At 70.8% G+C, this 19,901-nt stretch carries 13 protein-coding genes, 2 tRNA genes and 2 pseudogenes; 6 read left to right on the forward strand and 11 right to left on the reverse strand.

Features of this window, described 5'->3' with window-relative positions:
* Window positions 1-574 (reverse strand): annotated as a pseudogene (locus tag ACFVV1_RS04210) (hypothetical protein); the annotation flags it as partial.
* A 2,132-nt stretch (window positions 575-2,706) separates the two neighbouring features.
* Here ACFVV1_RS04210 and ACFVV1_RS04215 point away from each other — a divergent pair.
* The 3 genes and pseudogenes from ACFVV1_RS04215 to ACFVV1_RS04225 form a co-directional block, all read left to right on the forward strand.
* A pseudogene (locus tag ACFVV1_RS04215) lies at window positions 2,707-3,279 on the forward strand (ATP-binding protein); the annotation flags it as partial.
* A 428-nt stretch (window positions 3,280-3,707) separates the two neighbouring features.
* Window positions 3,708-3,905, forward strand: a complete 198-nt coding sequence (locus ACFVV1_RS04220) for a helix-turn-helix domain-containing protein (RefSeq protein WP_389984200.1) — start codon at window positions 3,708-3,710, stop codon at window positions 3,903-3,905.
* A complete protein-coding gene (locus ACFVV1_RS04225; RefSeq protein ID WP_389984202.1) occupies window positions 3,905-5,185 on the forward strand; it encodes a tyrosine-type recombinase/integrase in 1,281 nt (426 codons plus the stop codon). The genes ACFVV1_RS04220 and ACFVV1_RS04225 overlap by 1 nt, the downstream gene beginning before the upstream one ends.
* A gap of 80 nt (window positions 5,186-5,265) precedes the next feature.
* On the opposite strand, the gene ACFVV1_RS04230 is transcribed toward ACFVV1_RS04225, so the two are convergent.
* Window positions 5,266-5,338 (reverse strand) — tRNA-Arg (locus ACFVV1_RS04230).
* A gap of 206 nt (window positions 5,339-5,544) precedes the next feature.
* A tRNA-Ser gene (locus ACFVV1_RS04235) sits at window positions 5,545-5,635 on the reverse strand.
* Between the two features lie 198 nt (window positions 5,636-5,833).
* Here ACFVV1_RS04235 and ACFVV1_RS04240 point away from each other — a divergent pair.
* Both ACFVV1_RS04240 and ACFVV1_RS04245 read left to right on the forward strand, forming a co-directional pair.
* Window positions 5,834-6,292 carry an SSI family serine proteinase inhibitor gene (locus ACFVV1_RS04240; protein ID WP_389984205.1) on the forward strand — a complete coding sequence of 153 codons (459 nt, stop codon included), beginning with the start codon at window positions 5,834-5,836 and terminating at the stop codon, window positions 6,290-6,292.
* Between the two features lie 181 nt (window positions 6,293-6,473).
* The gene (locus tag ACFVV1_RS04245) at window positions 6,474-10,511 is read left to right on the forward strand and encodes a PAS domain-containing protein (RefSeq protein ID WP_389984208.1); all 4,038 of its coding nucleotides are present in this window, start codon (window positions 6,474-6,476) and stop codon (window positions 10,509-10,511) included.
* Between the two features lie 85 nt (window positions 10,512-10,596).
* On the opposite strand, the gene ACFVV1_RS04250 is transcribed toward ACFVV1_RS04245, so the two are convergent.
* The 8 genes from ACFVV1_RS04250 to ACFVV1_RS04285 form a co-directional block, all read right to left on the reverse strand.
* The gene (locus tag ACFVV1_RS04250; RefSeq protein WP_389984210.1) at window positions 10,597-12,246 is read right to left on the reverse strand and encodes a long-chain fatty acid--CoA ligase; all 1,650 of its coding nucleotides are present in this window, start codon (window positions 12,244-12,246) and stop codon (window positions 10,597-10,599) included.
* A gap of 144 nt (window positions 12,247-12,390) precedes the next feature.
* The gene (locus tag ACFVV1_RS04255; protein ID WP_389985116.1) at window positions 12,391-13,035 is read right to left on the reverse strand and encodes a SigE family RNA polymerase sigma factor; all 645 of its coding nucleotides are present in this window, start codon (window positions 13,033-13,035) and stop codon (window positions 12,391-12,393) included.
* 196 nt (window positions 13,036-13,231) lie between these two features.
* On the reverse strand, window positions 13,232-14,398 hold the full coding sequence (locus tag ACFVV1_RS04260) for a lipid-transfer protein (protein ID WP_389984213.1): 1,167 nt from the start codon (window positions 14,396-14,398) through the stop codon (window positions 13,232-13,234).
* A complete protein-coding gene (locus ACFVV1_RS04265) occupies window positions 14,395-14,814 on the reverse strand; it encodes a MaoC family dehydratase (RefSeq protein WP_389984216.1) in 420 nt (139 codons plus the stop codon). Before ACFVV1_RS04265 ends, ACFVV1_RS04260 begins: the two co-directional genes overlap by 4 nt.
* Window positions 14,811-15,938 carry an acyl-CoA dehydrogenase family protein gene (locus ACFVV1_RS04270; protein ID WP_389984219.1) on the reverse strand — a complete coding sequence of 376 codons (1,128 nt, stop codon included), beginning with the start codon at window positions 15,936-15,938 and terminating at the stop codon, window positions 14,811-14,813. The genes ACFVV1_RS04265 and ACFVV1_RS04270 overlap by 4 nt, the downstream gene beginning before the upstream one ends.
* A 1-nt stretch (window position 15,939) precedes the next feature.
* Entirely contained in the window at window positions 15,940-16,899 is a 960-nt protein-coding gene (locus ACFVV1_RS04275; RefSeq protein WP_389984222.1) for a bifunctional MaoC family dehydratase N-terminal/OB-fold nucleic acid binding domain-containing protein, read from the reverse strand.
* The gene (locus tag ACFVV1_RS04280) at window positions 16,896-18,071 is read right to left on the reverse strand and encodes an acyl-CoA dehydrogenase family protein (protein ID WP_389984225.1); all 1,176 of its coding nucleotides are present in this window, start codon (window positions 18,069-18,071) and stop codon (window positions 16,896-16,898) included. Before ACFVV1_RS04280 ends, ACFVV1_RS04275 begins: the two co-directional genes overlap by 4 nt.
* Window positions 18,072-18,306: 235 nt before the next feature.
* A complete protein-coding gene (locus ACFVV1_RS04285) occupies window positions 18,307-18,618 on the reverse strand; it encodes a hypothetical protein (protein ID WP_389984228.1) in 312 nt (103 codons plus the stop codon).
* A 327-nt stretch (window positions 18,619-18,945) separates the two neighbouring features.
* Here ACFVV1_RS04285 and ACFVV1_RS04290 point away from each other — a divergent pair, with 327 nt between their 5' ends.
* Window positions 18,946-19,866, forward strand: a complete 921-nt coding sequence (locus tag ACFVV1_RS04290; protein WP_389984231.1) for a bifunctional DNA primase/polymerase — start codon at window positions 18,946-18,948, stop codon at window positions 19,864-19,866.
* The last annotated feature ends 35 nt before the right edge of the window (window positions 19,867-19,901 follow it).

Raw genomic sequence — 19,901 nt, forward strand, 5'->3', positions numbered from 1 at the left:
CCGGATAGCTGCCACCGGACGCGAGGACGTCACTGCGGGTACAGGTCAGCGTGGCCAGCGTGCACGTCCACCCGGTACCGCTCAACGACGTCGCGGTAAGCCCAGCCGGGAGAGTGTCGGTCACGGTGACGACGGTGCCGTCGGTCGCGCCGGTCCCGTCGTTGCCGACCGTGAGCGTGTAGGAGCCGGACTGACCCCGCGCAAAGCTGCCGCTGTGGCTCTTGCCGATCGCCAGCGTGGGCGGGCAGGCGCCGGTGATGGCCGTGGGATCGGTCGCGGTGTGAGTGGCGGTGTCGCCGCCTCCGGTGACGGTGGCGGTGTTGGTGACGGTGCTGGAGGCCGTACAGGCGACGTTGACCGCGAGGGTGAGCGCCGGATAGCTGCCACCGGACGCGAGGACGTCACTGCGGGTACAGGTCAGCGTGGCCAGCGTGCACGTCCACCCGGTACCGCTCAACGACGTCGCGCTAAGCCCAGCCGGGAGAGTGTCGGTCACGGTGACGACGGTGCCGTCGGTCGCGTCGATCCCGTCGTTGCCGACCGTGAGCGTGTAGGAGCCGGACTGACCCCGCACCAAACTGCCACTGTGGCTCTTGCCGATGGTCAAGCTCGGGCCAGGGGGGCTGTAGGAGATGGTCACCTGGCCGTTGTTGTTCGCCGTCCCGATCGTGGACGGCGCATAGTGTGTACCGGTGCTCGACGTGGTGGCGAAGCTGCTGCCCCCACCACCACCGCCCCCACCCGCCGAGGTGCCCATGCTGTTGACGGCGCCGCTGCCGCCGCCCCCGCCGGCGAAGTACCCACCACCACCGCCCCCACCGGCCCCGATTCTGGTAGCGGCGCAGCCACCGCCGAAGCTGCCCCCGGTGCCACCGGTACCGACCGTGGCACCTGAAAACCCGCTCCCTGGCCCGCCGTTCATGACCGCACACAACGGAACGGCCCCGCCGGCACCGCCGGCACCGCCGGTGCTGGTGCTGGTGCTGCCGCCGCCCCCACCCTGCCCCGGCGAAGCCCCAGGGCCGGTGGCACTTCCCGCGGTACCGCCGGTGGCATCCGGCGTTGTCCCGCCGTTGCCTCCGTTCCCTCCCGTAGAACCCTGTCCGGTGCCGCCGGCGGCGGCGCCGCCCCCGGCGACCACCAGCAAGGAGCCACCCGTGCTGATGCTGGAGGCCCCGCCCCCACCCGGCCCTTCAAAATGAAAACCACTGAGCGGATAACCCCCACCTGGGGCGCCGCCGTTGAACCCGCCGGCACCCGGCGTCCCGGTGCCGTTGCAGCCTTTGCCGCCGGTGCCGCCGACGTTGATGGTGAAGGCCGTCGGTGCGGCGGTTTGCGGGAGCGTGGTGACGACCCGCGCCCCCGTCCCACCGGTCCCCGTGACGGAACAGGGGGTGCCGGTGTTGTCGGCACCGCCGGCCCCGTCCGCGGTGATCGTCACGAACATTCCCGCAGGAACCGTCAGGGTCTGCGGAGCGCCGGTGAAGGTGAAGGTCTGACTGACTGGCGCGGCTGCCCGACTGCCGCTGCGATGACCTGCCGTCGGAGAGTCGGCGACGGCCGCCGGCACCCCCGCACCGGTGAGCACGGCACACACCGCTACGGTGACGCCCATACGCCACCAACCCCGCCCGGGCCCGGCCGGCGACGCCGCTGAAGCCGACACTTGCGCCGCCCGACGACCAGTGACACGCCAGAGGCCCCGCTCGCCCCAACTTTGAGATCTGTGAACGTCATTGGTCACAACACGCCGATCCTCTCTTGAAGCAATTCCCCGCTACGTCAGAAAACGGCCCGGGGGCGATAGAGCGACGACACACAAACACCGCTGTCGCGCAGGTAATGGAACCTGATAAAAGAACACAAAACGCGGCGAAACGCTGCAATCTACATCTGTCTGACAATCTGACAGGGCTTTGGCGACAACAACCCTCAAAGGCCTGCGCCGACGGTCTCGCCGATCAGTCACCGGTGAGGGCGAAAGCGTTTCGGACCGGCCCCGAGTCGGGACGGCGAGTAATCGTTCAAACGTTCGATTCTAGGAGCATCCATCGACCGCCTGCAGCAAGCGCCACGCCCCTTGTTCCATAGGCGCGTGCACCGCCCTCACGGACCACTCGTCTACTGGGATCTGTTGGCTCATCCATCGATCGCGGATGTGCCACCGTGCGCGGTTGTACGCCTCTGTTGATGTCAGCTACTGATGTCACGCAACATGCCTTGGAACTGCGGCTTCGCTCGTGGAAGCCGCGACCTGCCGGATGGGCCGGACGCTAGGCAGGCCTGCCGTTCGGGCGACCTTCCGCTTTTCTGGCGACTCGATCCGTGTCGCGCGCTTGGGCGCTTGCGCGAGGTGTCCGTTCTCGTCCTGGCGGTCGACGTACAGGATTTCTTGCTTTGCCTGCCGAACTCGTCAACGCCCACGTCTGTCCCGGCTCCTGCTTCACGAAGTCGTTCTCGTCGTAGTCACCGTTGATGTCGAGGATCCCGACGATGGACTCGACGTCCTTCGCGATGACGTCGATCGCCAGGAAGGCGCCGTCGGCTGACCAGGACGCAATGCCGGTACACGGTGGGCCGCCTGGGAGTACTCGTGTACTCCCAGGCGGCATGGGTTCAGCGGCGCTCGATCCAGTGGACCGCCCACACGTACACGCCGGTCGCAGACGCCTGCACGACCAGGCGCACGATTTCGTCGCTCGCGGTGACCGGCTCCTACCGCTGCGGCTGGAGCGGCCCAGCGTCCGTCGCACCGAGGCGGAACTGTGGGCGGAGTACGCGGAGGTTCTGCCGGTCGTTCTCGGCTCGCTCCTGGACCTCACGGTCAAGGTCCGGGACGTAAAGGCGGAGACCCCCACGGACCTGCGGATGGCGGACTTCGCGCACCTGTGCGCGCAGTTCGACGCGGCAACCGGCCTCGGGGCGCTCACCGCCTACCGGGCAAGTCTGGACGACCTGAACGACGACGTGATCGAGGGTGACCTCCTCGCACAGACCGTCCTCAGGCACGCCGAGACCATCGAGCCGGGCGCAGCGCAGCGAATGACGTCCACGGAGTGGCTGTCCTGCCTCAGCAGCCTCTACAGCGACGACTGCCGCCCCCTTCCCAAAGGGTGGCCCACCACCGGCAAAGTCCTCTCCGACCGGCTCAAGCGCCTCCAACCGACGCTGGCCGCCCGGCGCGTCCTTGTCGACTCGGGCCGCACCAGCGCGGGCCGCTACCTCGAAATGACCCACACGCTCCCCCCGGCCCCGCACGAGCAAGCACGGGCGTTCTGACCCGCGATCCGCACGCACAAGCGAACAGCAAGAAGAGCACGTGCTCCTCTTGCTGTTCGGCGGAACGCCGCCCCAAGGTCGCGCCGCGCAGCGGCCCCTTCTTCGCTCTGTGAGCGGCACCGAACTACAACAGGCAGGCCCTTCTTTGTCCCAAGAAGGAAGACGCTGCGTCATGTGCGTCATGCGGGCCGGAAAACGGCACCTGACCTGCGCCAACAGGCATGACGCACACGGCTTGCCCTGCGTCATCTGCGTCATCCGATGACGCACCCCATGACGCGGCGATGACGCACGCCCTAACTACTGCGTCAAGCAAAACCGCAGGTCAGAGCCCCGAATGACGCTACCGACGCAATGACGCAGAAATCCACGCCTCGGACACACGCGCGCATCTGCTACCTCCGCAAGGCCCCCAGAGGAGTCCCCGCATGACCACCGCCATGCCCCCGAGCCACGAAGCGCTCAAGGTCCCCGAAGTCATGTCCGCCCTGCGTCTCAGCCGCAGCAAGGTCTACGACCTCATTCGCTCGAAACAGCTCGAAAGCTTCACGTCCGGCCGCACTCGCCGCGTCCCGGTCGACGCCGTACGCCAGTACATGCGCAACCGCATTGAGGAGAGCGACTGATGGCCAAGCGCGCCAACGGTGAAGGAACGATCAGCAAGCGTGCGGACGGCCGGTATCACGCCGCGGCCTACGTCTACCGCCCGGACGGGACCCGCACCCGGAAGTTCGTCTACGGCAAGACCCGCAAGGAAGTGGCTGACAAGCTCACGGAGTTGCAGGAGAAGACCCGCCAGGGCATCCCGGCCGCAGAGTCCACGATGGCGTTCGGCGACTACCTGACGTACTGGCTCGCCACCATCGCGCCGCAGCGGCTCAAGCCGTCCACGCTGAACAGTTACGAGGGTCTGACCCGCCTGTACATCCGCCCCGCCCTCGGCAAGAAGCGGCTGAACCGGTTGTCGCCGGCGGACGTACGCCGGTTCCTGGCGGAGTTCAAGGTCTCCTGCCTGTGCTGCCTCCGCGGCGCGGACCAGGAGCGCCCCGAGGACAAGCGTTCGTGCTGCGCCGTGGGCCGCTGCTGCAAGCGCCGCCCGTCCGCCCGGACCGTCCAGTACATCCACGCTGTGCTCCGGTCCTCGCTTCAGCAGGCGATCCGGGAGGAACTGATCGCGCGGAACGTCGCACGGATCGTGGAAACCCCCACCGTCACCCGCAAGGAGGTGCGTCCGCTGGACGCCGCAGAGGCTCGCCTCATGCTCAAGACCGCCCGGTCTCACCGCCTCTACGCTCTGTGGCTGCTGCTCGTGTCGACGGGCCTGCGGCGGGGCGAGGCGCTCGCCCTTACCTGGTCGGACGTCGACCTCGCGAACGGTCAGCTCCGCGTCCGTCGGAACGTACAGCGCATCCGGCGTGAGCTGATCTTCGGCAGTCCCAAGACCATGCGTTCCATTCGCACGGTGTCCCTCCCGAAGCACTGCATGCGGGCACTCACACAGCACCGAGCCCAGCAGGAGCGGGAACGCACGGTTGCGGGGAAGAAGTGGCAGCCTGCCCACGGGCACCCGGACGGGCTGATCTTCACGACGACGACCGGCCGCGTCACGGACCCCCGCAACCTGAACCGGATGCTCACCATCCTGTGCCGGGACGCCGGCGTACGACGCGTGCGCGTTCACGATCTTCGGCACACCTGCGCGTCACTCCTGCTCGCTCAAGGCGTGGACGCTCGCACGATCATGGAAACTCTCGGTCACAGCACGATCACAATGACGCTCGACACCTACGCGCACGTCATGAGCACAACGCTCAAGGCCGCCGCCGACCGGATGGACGACGCCCTGAAACTGGACGACTCGGAGGAGGAATCAGACGACGAGCAGGAGCCGGACACCGAGGAGTGATCGGCACTTCGGACCGCGTTGATGTCAGCGGTTGATGTCAAAGGCCCCCCGGGATGATCCCGGGGGGCCTTTGACCTGTGTGCACTCGGCAGGATTCGAACCTGCAACCTTCTGATCCGTAGTCAGATGCTCTATCCGTTAAGCTACGAGTGCTTGTGCGTTCCGGGCTTTTCTGCCTGGTCGGCGTTGCGGGAACAACATTACATGACCTGCGCCGTAGCGCGAAATCCTTAAGCCACACCACCTCTGACCTGCGAAAACACCCTGTTTAGTGGTGCCGGGCGGCGCACGCTGTGCGCCGCCCGGGTCCGGGTACGACCGAAGCCCCGTGCCAGTGGCACGGGGCTTCGGTGATGGAGCGGAGGCGGAGGGATTTGAACCCTCGATGGGCTTTAAGACCCAAACCGCATTAGCAGTGCGGCGCCATAGACCGGACTAGGCGACGCCTCCAGCACACCTCGCGCGAGCGCGAGTGGTGCGTGCAGATGATGACACAGCTGAGCGCCGCGTCACCAACCGGTGCCTACGGTACTAGGCAGTCGGGCACGAGGGCAAAGCGCCTGCGGTTGCGCAACGTCGTGGCGTGCGGAGCGTTAGTGAGGGTGGAGGCCGTTCGCCCCGTCGAAGTGCACGAGTACAGGAGTCCGCATGTTGCGCCGTCTCGCCCTCACCGCCGTCGTGTCCCTCGCCGCACTGTCCGCCGCCGGGCCGGCCGCGACCGCGGCCAGCGGGCCCCTGCCACTCCCGCTCCCGCTCCCGCTCCCGCACGGGGACGATGGCCGTACCCGGCTGACGGTGACGGTCTCGGGTTCGGGGGACCCCGCGGCCGACGGCGTCTTCGAGCTGGAGTGCGGACCGACCGGTGGCAGCCATCCGGTGGCGCAGCGGGCCTGCGACCGGCTGGAGGAGCTGACGGACGAGGGAGCGGCCCCGTTCGCACCGGTGCCCCGGGACGCGATGTGCACGCAGCAATTCGGGGGGCCGGCCACCGCCCGGGTCGCCGGGACCTGGCGCGGGCGGAGCATCGACACCGTCTTCGCGCGGGGCAACGGCTGCGAGATCTCACGCTGGAACAATCTGCGGCCCGTGCTCCCCAGCGTCCGATGAGCGGGGGTCTGTACGCCTTTCCGCAGCACCCCGTGCACACAACCTTGGTGAGAGCTCCCCCTCATCCGCCGACCTGCGCCCCTTCTCTGCCTTTAGACTCCTTCCGTGACAGCCTGCGGCCCGAGGGGCAAGATGGGGCCCGCTGTCGGCAAGGTGCGGTAACCAGGGAGGAAGCGTCGTCGTGAGCAGCAGGCCATCCCGAGGCGCTGCTCGCCTCGCAGCCATACTCGATGCACTCCCCGACGGGCTGCTGCTCGTCAACTGCAACGGCACGGTCGTCAACGCCAACACCATCGCGCTGGAAATGTTCGAGATGCCGGGCACCGCACTCGTCGGGCGCGGGCTCCTCGATCTGCTGCCGGAGTTCGACTCCACGCTGATCCCGGGGTCGATGCGCCGCCCCGAGTCCGCCGACGACCGGGGCCGTACGAAGCCGACGCGGATGACCGCACGGCGGACCGACGGCACCGAGTACCCGGTCGAGGTCACCAGCGCCAGCCTGGAGGACGGGCAGGCCGCGTACAACGACTTCCAGAGCACGTACAGCGGCAGCTATACGGGTGACGAGCTGCTGATGCTCGTCGTACGGGACCTGTCGGGCACCGTCGACACCGAGGCCGAACTGGCCCGTTCGCAGCGGCAGACCGAGATGATCCTGCGGGCCGCGGCCGAGGGGGTCGTCGGTACGGACACGGACGGCCGGGTCGTCCTGGTCAACCCCGCCGCCGCGCAGATCCTCGGCTTCCGCGCCAGCGACCTGGGCGGCCAGGAGCTGCATCCGCTGATCCTGCACTCGCGGGCGGAGGGCGAGCCGTTCCCGTACGAGGAGTCGCCGCTCGCCGACACCCTCAGGTCCGGCCGCAAGCACCGGGTGCGCGGGCAGGTGCTGTGGTCCAAGAGCGGTGCGCAGGTGCCGGTCGACCTGACCACCGCGCCGGTCCGGGACGGGGACCAGCTGGTCGGTGCGGTCATGACGTTCACCGACCGCCGGCCGTACGAGGAGCTCGCCGAACAGCACAGGGCCGAGGTCGACGAACTGACCGCGAGCCACACCGCCGAGGTCACCGCCCTGACGGAACGGCACAGCGCGGAACAGGCCGACCGGGCCGAGCGGTACACCGCCGAACTGGAAGCGCAGGCCGAACAGCTGGCCGCGCTGACCGCCCGGCACACCCAGCTCACCGCCGTGCTCGGCGAGTCGCTGCGCGGGCCGCTGGAGGAGCTGCGCGGCGAACTCTCCACGCTCGCCGCCGACCCGGCCGGCCAGCTGTGGCCGGAGGCCAACCAGATCCTGCACCACCTGGCCGCGGGCTATGCCCGGATGACCACGCTCGTCGACAACGTGCTCGGCTACCAGCGCCTGGACGCCGGTTCGGAGGACCTGGTCAAGGCGAACGTGCTGCTCGACTCGGTCGTGACGGCCGGTATCGACGCGGCCGTCGAGCTGATCGGTCCCGGGCGGGCCCAGTTCGCGGTGCACGCGCCGCCGATCGAGGCCGAGGTGGACGCGGCCCGGCTGGTGACCGCCCTCGCCCATCTGGTCGCGGATGTCGCCGGGGTCGACTCGACCGGCAAGGCCCGCGTGGTGCCGGGCGGCGGCTACGTCGACTCGACGGTCGTCGTCGCGGCGGCGCAGCGCGGTGAGGTCGTACGGATCGAGGTGCGCGGACCGTTCGCCGGGGGAGACCCGGTGCACGAGCCGATCGTGCGCGGGATCGTACGGGCGCACGGCGGCGTGCTCCAGACGCACGAGGTGCCGGGGATGAGCGGCAGCGCGTACGTACTCGAAGTGCCGCTGGGCAAGGGCTCGGGAACGGTGATGTCACCGGCAGCCGCGCCGGAGGCGGGGTCTGTGCCCGAGCCGGGGGCGAAGCCGGGCTCCGGGGCGGGGGCTGAGCCGGGGTCCGAGTCGATGGCCGGTCAGTCGTCGACGGGCGGTGGACGGCGGCGGGCACGGCGGGCGTCCACGGACGCGTTCCTGGAGAGCCCTGTGGGTGGTTCCGGGGCGGGGGGCGAGTCCGGTTCCGGTTCCGGGGATACCGCGGCAGCCGAGCCGACGGGGCGGCGCCGGGCGCGTCGTGAACCCGCGGCGCAGGAGACGCAGGGCGCGCACGACATGATTCCCGTCCAGCAGGGCGAGGGCTCGGGGCGCAGGCGGGGGCGGCCGAGCCCGGCCGAGACCGGTACTCAGCACGCGCTTCCGGCTCGGCTGCCCGAGCAGGGCCGGCGGCCCGGGGAGCCTGCTGTCGAGCAGCGGGGGGCAGGGACGGGGCAGGCGTTGGCGCTGCCTCCGGCCGCCTCCGCGCCGTCCGAAGGGGCGGTGGTGACGGCGGCCGAGGGCGCACAGGGTGGCGGTGGCCGTCCGCAGCGTGGCCGGACCGTGCCGCCGCAGGGTGTTCCGGTTCCGGCCGAGGGGCCGATGCCGGTGCCGGCGGGTGGACACCGGGCGCGTCAGGGCGGCGAGAACCAGCTGGCTCTGCCGGCTTCCGCTTCTGCTGCCTCCTCCACTTCCGCTTCCGCCTCCGTTTCCGCCTCCGAAGGCCTCTCGCAGGTCGAGGACGGGGCTGTGCCCGCACCGGCGCCTCAGTCGAGCGGGCGGCGGGCGCGGCGGGCGTTGGCGGCCACGCAGGAGCGGTCCGCCCAGGCCGAGCCGACCGGGCCCCGTACCGCGTTCGCTCTGCCGCCCGCGGATGCCGACCGTGCCCCGTCCGCGGCCGTCGACGCGGACGCCTCGCTGCCCGGGCGCCACGACGCCGTACGCATCGCACCGGACGAGGAGCACACCCCGCCCCAGGCGCACCCCGTACCGACCGGGCGGCGCCGGGCGCGTCACACCGACGCGCCCCAGCAGCCCCAGCAGGCCGCGCAGGCCCCGCAGGCCGACGACCGGCCCGCCGGCCACCCCGGCGGCGATCCGGAGTGGCCGGCGGCCGGGCACACCACGCACACCACCGGCACCACGCCCGTCGCGGGCGCCGCCGACTCCACCGGCGTCGCGGAGAGCCGCCCCCGGAACACCGCGCCCGTACCGGACGCGCGCAGGCAGCCGCTGCCCGCAGAGTCTCCGATGCCCGGCGGCTCGTCGGACTCGACGCAGGGGCGCGCGTTCAGCGTGCGGACGCTCGGACAGGGCGTGCCCTTCGCCCAGCACATCGCGCACCAGCAGAACCAGACGCTCGGCGGTGCCGGACGGCGCCGTAAGCTCGCCGCCCCGCCGGAGGACCAGCGCACCCCACAGGCCGCACTGCCGCAGACCGCGCCCTCCCCGGCCGCTCCGTCGCAGCCCGCTCCGTCCCCTGCCGCTCCGTCCGGCGCCGCACAGGGCCCGAACCCGGGTTCGGGGCAGCTGCTGTCGGCTCCTCCTGAGTCCGAGGGACGCGCGTACGCCATAGGGGCACCCGACGAGGGCGCCGAGGGGCCGGAGCCGCTGGACGGTCCGGGTGGCGCGGTCGAGGTCGCCAACCGTCCGTCGCCGCAGCCGGTCGACGACGAGCTGCCCCCGGAGCCGCTGGACAACCCGCGCCGGCTGCTCGTCTGGCCCGCGCCCGATGCCTCCACCCAGCAGGCGCTGAGCGACCGCGGCTACCGGCCGGTGATCGTGCATTCCCGCGAGGAGGTCGACGCCCAGATCGCGGCGTTCCCCGCCGCGCTCTTCGTCGACCCGCTCACCGGTCCCATCACCCGCAAGGCACTGCAGTCACTGCGTCAGGCCGCCGTGGCGGCCGAGGTCCCGGTGCTGGTGACGGCCGGTCTGGGGCAGGCGTCGCGGGAGGCGGCGTACGGTGCCGACCCGGCCGTACTCCTCAAGGCGCTCGCCCCGCGCGACAGCGAACAGCATCCGCCGCGGGTGCTGTTGATCGAGGAGCACGAGGAGATCGCGCTGGCGCTGACGGACACGTTGGAGCGGCGCGGCATGCAGGTCGCGCGGGCCTCCACCGACAACGAGGCGGTGACGCTCGCCACCCGGACGCGGCCCAACCTGGTGGTGATGGACCTGATGCAGGTACGCCGCCGCCGGGCCGGGATCATCGACTGGCTGCGCGCCAACGGCCAGTTGAACCGGACCCCGCTGGTCGTCTACACCTCAGCCGACATGACCGGGTCCGAGCTGCCGAAGCTCAGCTCGGGCGAGACCGTGCTCTTCCTGGCCGAGCGTTCCACGAGCGACGAGGTGCAGTCGCGCATCGTCGACCTGCTCGCGAAAGTCGGCACGAACTGACCGGCGGACAGCCGGGGGTCACGACGAGGGCGGTACGGGTTCTCCCGTACCGCCCTCGTCATCCAGCCCCTCCGGGCCGGCCCGGTCAGAGCCGGGTGATGTCCAGCTCGCCCTCCGCGTACTGCTTGCGGATCGCCTTCTTGTCGAACTTGCCGACGCTCGTCTTCGGCACCGCCGGAATGACCGTCCAGCGCTCCGGCAGCTGCCACTTGGCGATGCCGGACTCGGCGAGGAACGTCTTCAGCGCCTCGTAGTCGGCGGCGGCGCCGTCCTTGAGCACGACCGTGGCGAGCGGGCGCTCGCCCCACTTCTCGTCCGGGACGGCGACGACCGCCGCCTCGGCCACGTCCGGGTGCGCCATGAGGGCGTTCTCCAGCTCGACACTGGAGATCCATTCGCCGCCGGACTTGATGACGTCCTTGGCCCGGTCGGTCAGGGTGAGGAAGCCGTCGTCGCTGATCACGCCGACGTCACCGGTCTTCAGCCAGCCGTCCTCGCTGAACTTGTCCTCGGGGCACGCGTCCTCGCCGTCCGCGCCTCCGTAGTAGGCCCGGGCGATCCAGGGGCCGCGTACCTCCAGCTCACCGGCCGACTCGTTGTCCCACGGCAGCAGCTCGCCGCCGGGGCCGACCAGGCGCGCCTCGACGCCGGCCGGGAAGCGGCCCTGGGTGACGCGGTAGGGCCACTCCTCTTCCTCGGTCAGCCCGGCGGGCGGGTGGGCCATGGTGCCGAGCGGTGACGTCTCCGTCATGCCCCAGGCGTGGCAGAGGCGGACGCCGAGCTTGTCGTACGCCTCCATGAGGGACGGCGGGCAGGCGGCGCCGCCGATGGTGACGCGGGCCATGGAGCTGAGGTCGCGCGGGTTGGCGGTGACCTCGGCGAGCAGCCCCTGCCAGATGGTGGGGACGGCTGCGGCGTGGGTCGGCCTCTCGCGCTCGATCATGTCGGCGAGCGGGGCGGGCTGCAGGAACCGGTCCGGCATGAGCATGTTGATGCCGGACATGAACGTCGCGTGTGGCAGCCCCCAGGCGTTCACATGGAACTGGGGGACGACCACCAGCGTGGTGTCCTTGTCTGTCAGCCCCATCGACTCCGCCATGTTGACCTGCATGGAGTGCAGGTAGAGGGAGCGGTGGGAGTAGACGACGCCCTTGGGGTCGCCGGTGGTGCCGGAGGTGTAGCACATGGCGGCGGCCTGGCGTTCGTCGAGCTCGGGCCAGTCGTAGCTGGTCGGCCGGCCGGCGATCAGCTCCTCGTACTCATGCACCCGGGGCGCCGCGCCGTCCAGGACGGAACGGTCGCCCGGCCCCGTGACGATCACGTGCTCGATCGAGGTCAGACGGGGAAGGAGCGGCGCGAGCAGCGGCAGCAGGGAGCCGTTGACCATGACGACCTTGTCGTCGGCGTGCTCGACGATCCAGATCAGCTGCTCGGCGGGGAGACGGAGGTTGAGGGTGTGGAGGACGGCGCCCATCGAGGGGACCGCGAGGTACGCCTCGATATGTTCGGCGTTGTTCCACATGAGGGTGCTTATGCGCTGGTCGCCGTCGACACCGAGCTCGTCGCGCAGCGCGTTCGCCAGCTGGGTGGCCCGTCGGCCGATCTCGGCGAAGCTGCGCCGCTGCGGCTCGGGCTCGCCGGTCCAGGTCGTGACCTGCGACTTCCCATGAATGGTCATCCCGTGTCGGAGGATGCGGGTGACAGTCAGCGGTACGTCCTGCATGGTGCTCAGCACGGCGTCCTCCCGGTGGGCGCTACGCGGCAGTAAGGTTCCGCTGATTCTGCTCACATACCAGTCGGTATGTCACTAGTCCCGGGAGTACGAATCGGTGTCGTTCGGCAGAACCGGGTCCGCCCGGCGCGCCGTCGTCGCCCGGGGTCAGCGGACCGGGGCCAGCTCCGGGTCCTCCCTGAGCTTGCCGAGCGCCCGCGACACCGCGCTCTTCACCGTGCCGACGGACACCCCGAGCACCTCGGCCGTCTGGGCCTCGCTCAGATCCTCGTAGTACCGCAGGACCACCATCGCGCGCTGCCGGTCCGGGAGCTTCAGCACGGCACGCCACATTGCGTCGTGCAGCGTCTGGTGCTCGGCCGGGTCGGGGGCTCCGGGGGCCTCCTGCTCGGGCAGTTCGTCGCAGGCGTACTCGTCGACCTTGCGCTTGCGCCACTGCGAGGTCCGGGTGTTCAGCAGTGCCCGGCGGACATAGCCGTCGAGCGCCCGGTGGTCCTCGATCCGTTCCCAGGCGACATACGTCTTGGTGAGAGCGGTCTGCAGCAGATCCTCGGCATCGCTCGGGTTCGCGGTGAGCGAGCGGGCGGCGCGCAGCAGTACGGGCCCCCGCGCCCGTACGAACGAGGAGAACGACGGATACGGGGCGTGCGGAGCCCGTGAGGCGTACGACGAGGCGCGCGAGGCGAACGGCGCGTGCGCTCCATGCGTCGCGTGCGCGGTGTGCGCGGCGTGCGCGGTGTGCGCGGTGTGCGCGGCGTGCGCGGCGTGCGTCGCGTACGAGCCGTGCGGGATGTGTCCGGTGATGGCAGCTCCCCCGGAGGTGCCCGTGCAGACTGGCGTGGTCATGGCTCCACGCTAGGAGGGGGCGCCGCCCCGTGGATCGGCCCCAGGTCCCGAAACGGCGTCCGCCTCAGGGTGTAGGAGTGGGGCCTGCCCCACCTCCTGTAGGTGGATCCGTCGTCTTCAGGGCTCAGGGTCGACCCCCCAGTCAGTCGTCCGCGCCCAGTATCAGCGCCGAGGTGGGTACGCCGGTGCCTGCCGTGACCAAGGTGCGGGCCGCCCCGGACAGCTGGTTCACCGACGAGCCCCGGATCTGCCGGACCGCCTCCGCGATGCCGTTCATCCCGTGCAGATACGCCTCCCCCAGCTGCCCGCCGTGCGTGTTCAGGGGCAGCGCGTCGGCCGCGACGAAGTCGGCCGCCTCGCCCCGTGCGCAGAAGCCGAACTCCTCCAGCTGCATCAGGACGAACGGTGTGAAGTGGTCGTAGAGGATGCCCACATCGATGTCGGCGGGGGAGAGGCCGGAGCTCCGCCACAGCTGCCGGGCGACCACTCCCGTCTCCGGCAGGCCGGTCAGATCGTCGCGGTAGAAGCTGGTCATCTGTTCCTGCGCCCGCCCGGCCCCCTGGGCGGCGGCGACGATCACGGCGGGCGGCCGTGGCAGGTCCCGGGCCCGTTCCGCGCTGGTGACGACGATCGCCTGCCCGCCGTCGGTCTCCTGACAGCAGTCGAGCAGCCGCAGAGGTTCGACGATCCACCGCGACGCGGCGTGATCGGCCAGGGTGATCGGCTTCCCGTAGAAGTACGCCGCGGGGTTGCGGGCGGCATGGCGCCGGTCGGTGACCGCGACATGGCCGAAGGCCTCCGGCGTCAGGTTGTACGTGTGCAGATAGCGCTGGGCGGCCATGGCGACCCAGGAGGCCGGGGTGAGCAGCCCGAAGGGGAGGTTCCAGCCGAGCGCCGTGCCCTCCGCGGTGGGCTCGCGCTGCTGCACGCCGGAGCCGAATCTGCGCCCGGAACGTTCGTTGAACGCGCGGTAGCAGACCACGACGTCGGCCACTCCGCTCGCCACGGCCATCGCCGCCTGCTGGACGGTGGCGCAGGCCGCCCCGCCGCCGTAGTGGATACGGGAGAAGAACGACAGCTCACCGATGCCGGCCGCCTGCGCGACGGTGATTTCGGGGCTGGTGTCCATGGTGAAGGTGACCAGACCGTCGACATCGGCAGGGGTCAGCCCGGCATCGTCGAGGGCGGCCCGCACCGCTTCGACGGCCAGTTTGAGTTCGCTGCGACCGGAGTCCTTGGAGAACTCGGTCGCCCCGATCCCCACGACCGCCGCTCTGCCGCCGAGCGAGGCGGCTCTGCGCAGGCTCATGCCGCCCCCTGGGGAACGCCGCCGGTCACACTCATGGGCACGGTCACCGTCACCGTGCCCGTGACATGCCTGCCGAGACCGTTGGTTCCGACGATCGACACCTCGGCCGTCCCGTCGTCCCCGATGGCGGTGACCGTGCCGCTCAGGACCATGGTGTCCCCCGGGTAGTTGGGCGCGCCCAGTCTGATGGCGACCTTGCGGAGCACGGCCGACGAGCCGAAGCGGTCGGTGACGTACCGGCCGACCAGGCCGTTGGTCGTCAGGATGTTCATGAAGATGTCCGGGGAGCCCTTCTCCCGGGCGAGTTCCGCGTCGTGGTGCACGTCCTGGTAGTCGCGGGAGGCGAGGGCGCCCGCCACGATCAGGGTGCGGGTCACCGCGATCTCCAGCGGCGCCAGCTTCTTGCCGACCTTCACTCCGGCCCCTCCTTCACCAGTGACTGGCCGAGTTCCTGAAGTACTTCGCTGCCGCATCCCAGATAGGCGTCGAGCTGACGACCCCAGAGGAAGTGACGGTGTACGGGGTGGTCGAGGTCCGCGCCCGTTCCGCCGTGCAGATGCTGTCCGGCGTGCACGACCCGTTTCCCGGCCTCCGACGCCCACCAGGCGGCGGTCAGCGCCTGCGGCCCGTACGGCAGCCCCGTGTCATGGCGCCATGCCGCCTCGTACGCGGTGACCCGGATCGCTTCGGTGTCCATATGGGCGTCGGCGGCGCGCAGCAGTACCGCCTGCTTGGTGGAGAGCGGACGCCCGAACTGCTCCCGGGTGTTGGTGTGGGCGACGGCCCGGGCCAGCGAACCGGCGCACACCCCGGCCTGCAGCCCGGCGAACGCGATCCGGCTTGCAGCCAGCACTTGCTCGTACGCCCCGGGGCGCCTGACGTCCTCGATGGACCCGAGTGCTTCTCCGTACGGCCTGGCCCCCCTGGGCCGCTCGGGTGCGTCGAGGGCGTCAGGCGCCCCTTCACCACCGAGCCGCTCCCCGCGCGCCCGGTCCAGGACGAGCCGCGCGGCCGACCACGGTGCCGTGGTCTCGACCGGCTCCGTCGCCACACCCGGATCACCGGTCCGTAGGATCCACAGCCCCCGCTCCGAGTCCGCGACGAGGACGAGGGACGCGTCCCGCAGCCACGGCACGTACGGCACGCTGCCGCTCAGCCGCCCCTCGCCGTCCGCCCGCGTCCCGCCGCGTGCCGGGAACGCCCCGGTGGCGACGTCCGTGCCGTCCCGCAGCGGGGGCAACAGCCGGTCCCGTTGTTCGTCGGTGCCGTGCGAGGCGACGGCGAGCAGCCCGTACACACAGCTCGCCGCGAACGGCACCTGCGCCGTCGTCCGGCCCTGCTCCTCCAGCAGGAGCACCAGGCCGAGCAGCCCGATCTCCTCGACCGCCGCGGTCAGTCCGGCCCCGCAGAGCTCCTTCCACAGCTCGGCGTCCGTCCCCGTGCCGGCCCCGGCCAGGCGTTCGTGCGTCGACAGATCCCCGAAGATCCGCGCCGCCAGCCCCTGCGCCGCGGTCTGTTCCTCGGTGGGTACGAAGTCCATGTCAGCCCTCGCCTCCCCGGAAGACCGGAAGCTCCAACTCCTGGTCTGCGCGGAGGAATTCCAGCCGCACCGGCATTCCCGTCCGCACCTTGTCGTACGGCACCCCGATCACATTGCTGACCATCCGTACCCCTTCTGCCAGCTCTATCAGCGCCACCGCGTACGGTCCGCCCCCGTCCGAGGCGCTGAAGGCCGGGAAGGGCGGGTGGTGCATCACGACGTGGCTGAAAACGGTGCCGTCGCCACTCGCCTCGACCGTGTCCCATTCCTGGCAGCCGCACGCGTTGCAGCCGGGCAGCCAGGGAAAGCGCAGCGTGGCGCACTCGCCGCACCGCTGGATCAGCAGCCTGCGCTCGGCGACGCCCTGCCAGAACCCGGCGTTGTCCCGGTTGATCACCGGCCTCGGGCGCGGGCTCCGGCCGCCGGAACGCGCCGCCCGCATCGCCGCGGCCGGCGCGTACTTGAGGATCCGGAAGCGGTGCGTCCCGGCAAGCTCACCCTCCGCGCGGACGTCCATCCGCGTCGTCACGAAATACCCCGTCCCCAGCTTGGTCGTCTTGCGCTCCGAGACGGACTCGATCAACGCGTCGAACGTGATGCGGTCGCCGGGCCGCAGCGGCCGCAGATACTCCTGCTCGCAGTCGGTCGCGACCACCGAGGTGCAGCCCGCGCCGTCGAGCAGCCCGAACAGCTCCTCGTACGCCTCGGAGCGGTCGGTGTGCCCCGACAGACCGCCCATCGTCCACGCCTGCAGCATCGTCGGCGGCGCGATCGCGTCCGGTCCCGCGTAGGCGGGGCCGGTGTCCCCCATCGCCTCGCACCAGTGCCTGATCATCGGCTCGTTGACCGGGTCCTTGCCGGTGCCCGCGGTCGCGGCGGCCCGCCCCTCGAACTCCTTGAGCCGCTCGTACAACCGGTCCGGCCCGCCCCGTTCCGCCCGCCGTTCCCGCGCGTCCGTCACCGCTTGCCCCTCTTCATGCCGAGCCGCATGGTCGCGACGATCTCCCGCTGCACCTCGCTCACTCCGCCCCCAAAGGTGTTGATCTGCGCCGCCCTGTTCATCCGCTCCAGCTCCCCGTCCCCGAAGGCGCCGGGCGAACCGCCCCGGATCGTCCCGGCCTCGCCCGTGATCTCCTGGCAGATCCGGTACACCTCGACTGCGCTCTCGGTTCCCACGAACTTCACGCCGCTCGCCTCGCCGGGGGCCAGGGAACCCGCGCCGACATCCCCCACCAGGCGCCAGTTGAGCAGGCGCGTCGCCGCCAGCCGGGCGTAGGCCTCGGCCAGCCGGGTCCGCACCCACGGCTCGTCGACCGGACGCCGGCCCGTGACCGGGTCGGGGGTGCGGGCGAAGGCGAGTGCTGCCTCGTAGAAGTCCTCGGCCTGCATTCCGATGGCGGCGAGAGCCACCCGTTCATGGTTCAGCTGGTTGGTGATGAGCCCCCAGCCGTCGTTCTCCGCGCCGACCATACGGGTGGCGGGCACCCGTATCCCGTCGTAGTAGGTGGACGTCGTGGTCAGCCCGCCCACGGTCTCGATCGGCGTCCAGGAGAACCCGGGGGCGTCCGTCGGAACCAGCAGGATCGAGATGCCCCGGTGCTTCGGCGCATCCGGGTCCGTACGGCAGGCGAGCCAGATCCAGTCCGCGTTCTGCGCGTTGCTGGTGAAGATCTTCTGCCCGTCGATCACCCAGGAGTCACCGTCCCGCACGGCCCTGGTGCGCAACGCCGCGAGGTCCGTACCGGCCTCCGGCTCGCTGTAGCCGATGGCGAAGACGAGGTCGCCGCGGAGGATCCTGGGCAGGAAGTAGGCCTTCTGCTCGTCGGTCCCGTATTTCATCAGCGTCGGTCCGACGGTGTTGAGGGTGACCATCGAGACGGGCGCCCCCGCCCGGTAGGCCTCGTCGAAGAAGACGAACTGCTCGTCGGGTCCGCGGCCCTGGCCGCCGTACTCGACGGGCCAGCCGAGTCCGAGCATCCCGTCCGCACCGATCCGGCGCAGCAGTCGGCGCTGCCCGGCCGGGTCCTCGGCCCCGGGCGCCGTCCTCGCGTCCCTCCTGGGCATCACCTTGCGGAAGTACGTACGGAGTTCGGCGCGCAGCTGTTGCTGACGCTCCGTCTGGGCGAGGTGCACGACAGCTGCCTCCCGGACACAGGCGTACGGATACGGAAGTACGGATTCGGGTACGCACTCAAGGTTTCTGACTGTCCGTCAGATCTGCCTGCCCTGTCAAGGTCGACGACGCCCCGACCCGACCGCCGGCACAACGCGAAGCGGCCTGCGCGAGGGCACCCAAGTGCCCTCGCGCAGGCCGCCGTTCAACCAGCCGTGACCCGACCCCCCGACCGGCTCATGGCCGGGACCCGGCTCACCAGAGATTGGTGAAGTTCACCGCGAGATACTCGCTGTGCTGGTCGACCACGGTGAACGCCGAGCCGTTCACCTGCGCGGAGTTGCTTCGGTTCGACGCGCCGGAGCCGACGGCCTGCTGCTGCGAGGTGGACGAATTGCCGGAGTTGTTGCCGCCGACGCCGCTGCCGACGACCGTGGCAACAGCCGCGTTCGATCCGTCGTTCGCGAACGAGCCGCTGTCGGCCTGGGCCACGCCGCTGAAGAGTGCGGCGGCGAGAGGCAGGGCTGCGACAGCGGCGAGGGCACGAGCGGTACGGATGCTTGCCATGTCAATTCCTCCAGGAACCGAAAGTACGGCTTGTTCCGGGGCAGTTGGCCGACCGCCCCGGCTTGGTCACGACGTCGCGACAGCAGAGTTGCCCACCGGATCCCCGGCGAACCACCCACACGATCCGATTCCCCCGCAAGCGTGAGGAACACCCGATAAACCCACTCACGCCGCCAAAGCCCCAGCTCACACCCCTCCCGCGCCCCCTCCCGCAGCCTCCGGCCCCGCCCGAGCCCGTACCCCGCAAGAGAAGAAGCGTTCCGGCACCCCAGCCGGCCGGCATCCCATCCCCTTCCCTTCTTCGAACGTCTGTACGAAAATAGAGCCATGGCCACCATCGACCGGCAGACCGCCACCCTGGCCCTGGCTCACGCACTCTCCGCCGCCGAGCGCGGGCTCCCCGTCATCCCGCTCTCCGCCGGAAAGCTCCCCGCCCTGCCCTCTCCGCACCGGAACGAGGACCGGCCGGTCACCTGCCGGGGCGCCTGCGGCCTTCCCGGACACGGCGTCCACGACGCCACCACGAACCCCGCCGCCGTCCGCGCCCTGTTCGCCGCCGCCCCCTGGGCCACCGGCTACGGCATCGCGTGCGGCCGGCCCCCGCACCATCTCATCGGCATCGACCTGGACATCGACACCACCGGCAGAAGCGACTCCGCCGCATCGCTCCAGCAGATCGCCCTGCACCACCTGTTCACCATCCCGCCGACCGTCACCGTGCTCACGCCCAGCGGCGGCCGCCACATCTGGCTGACCGGCCCGCCCGGCGTCTCCGTACCGAACTCCGCGAGCCGCCTCGCCCCCGGCATCGACGTCCGGGGCGCCGGCGGCTACCTGGTGGGCCCCGGCTCGGTCACCGCCCATGGCACGTACCGGCTCGCCCCGGGCACCGCCGACCTCCCGCCTGCCCCCTGCCCCCGCGCACTCCTCCACCTGCTCAAGCCCCCCGCACGCCCTCACCACCCCACGGCCCGGCCCGAACAGGGCCGGGGACTGGTCCGTTTCGTCCTCGCGGCACACGAGGGCCAGCGCAACACACGGCTCTTCTGGGCAGCCTGCCGCGCCTACGAACACGGCTTCGGCGACGCCCTGGCGGACGCCCTCACCCACGCCGCCGTCCGCACCGGCCTCACCGAACGCGAAGCCCGCGCCACCATCGCCTCGGCAGCCCGCCTCACCACGAGCTACGAGAACGAGGACGAGACCGGGCCCGGGACGGCCCCGTCCGGTCCATCGAGCCCAGGATGAAACGACAAAGGGGTGTCTCTCACCGAGAGACACCC

Source organism: Streptomyces sp. NPDC058092 (genome assembly GCF_042884935.1).
Lineage (GTDB): Bacteria > Actinomycetota > Actinomycetes > Streptomycetales > Streptomycetaceae > Streptomyces.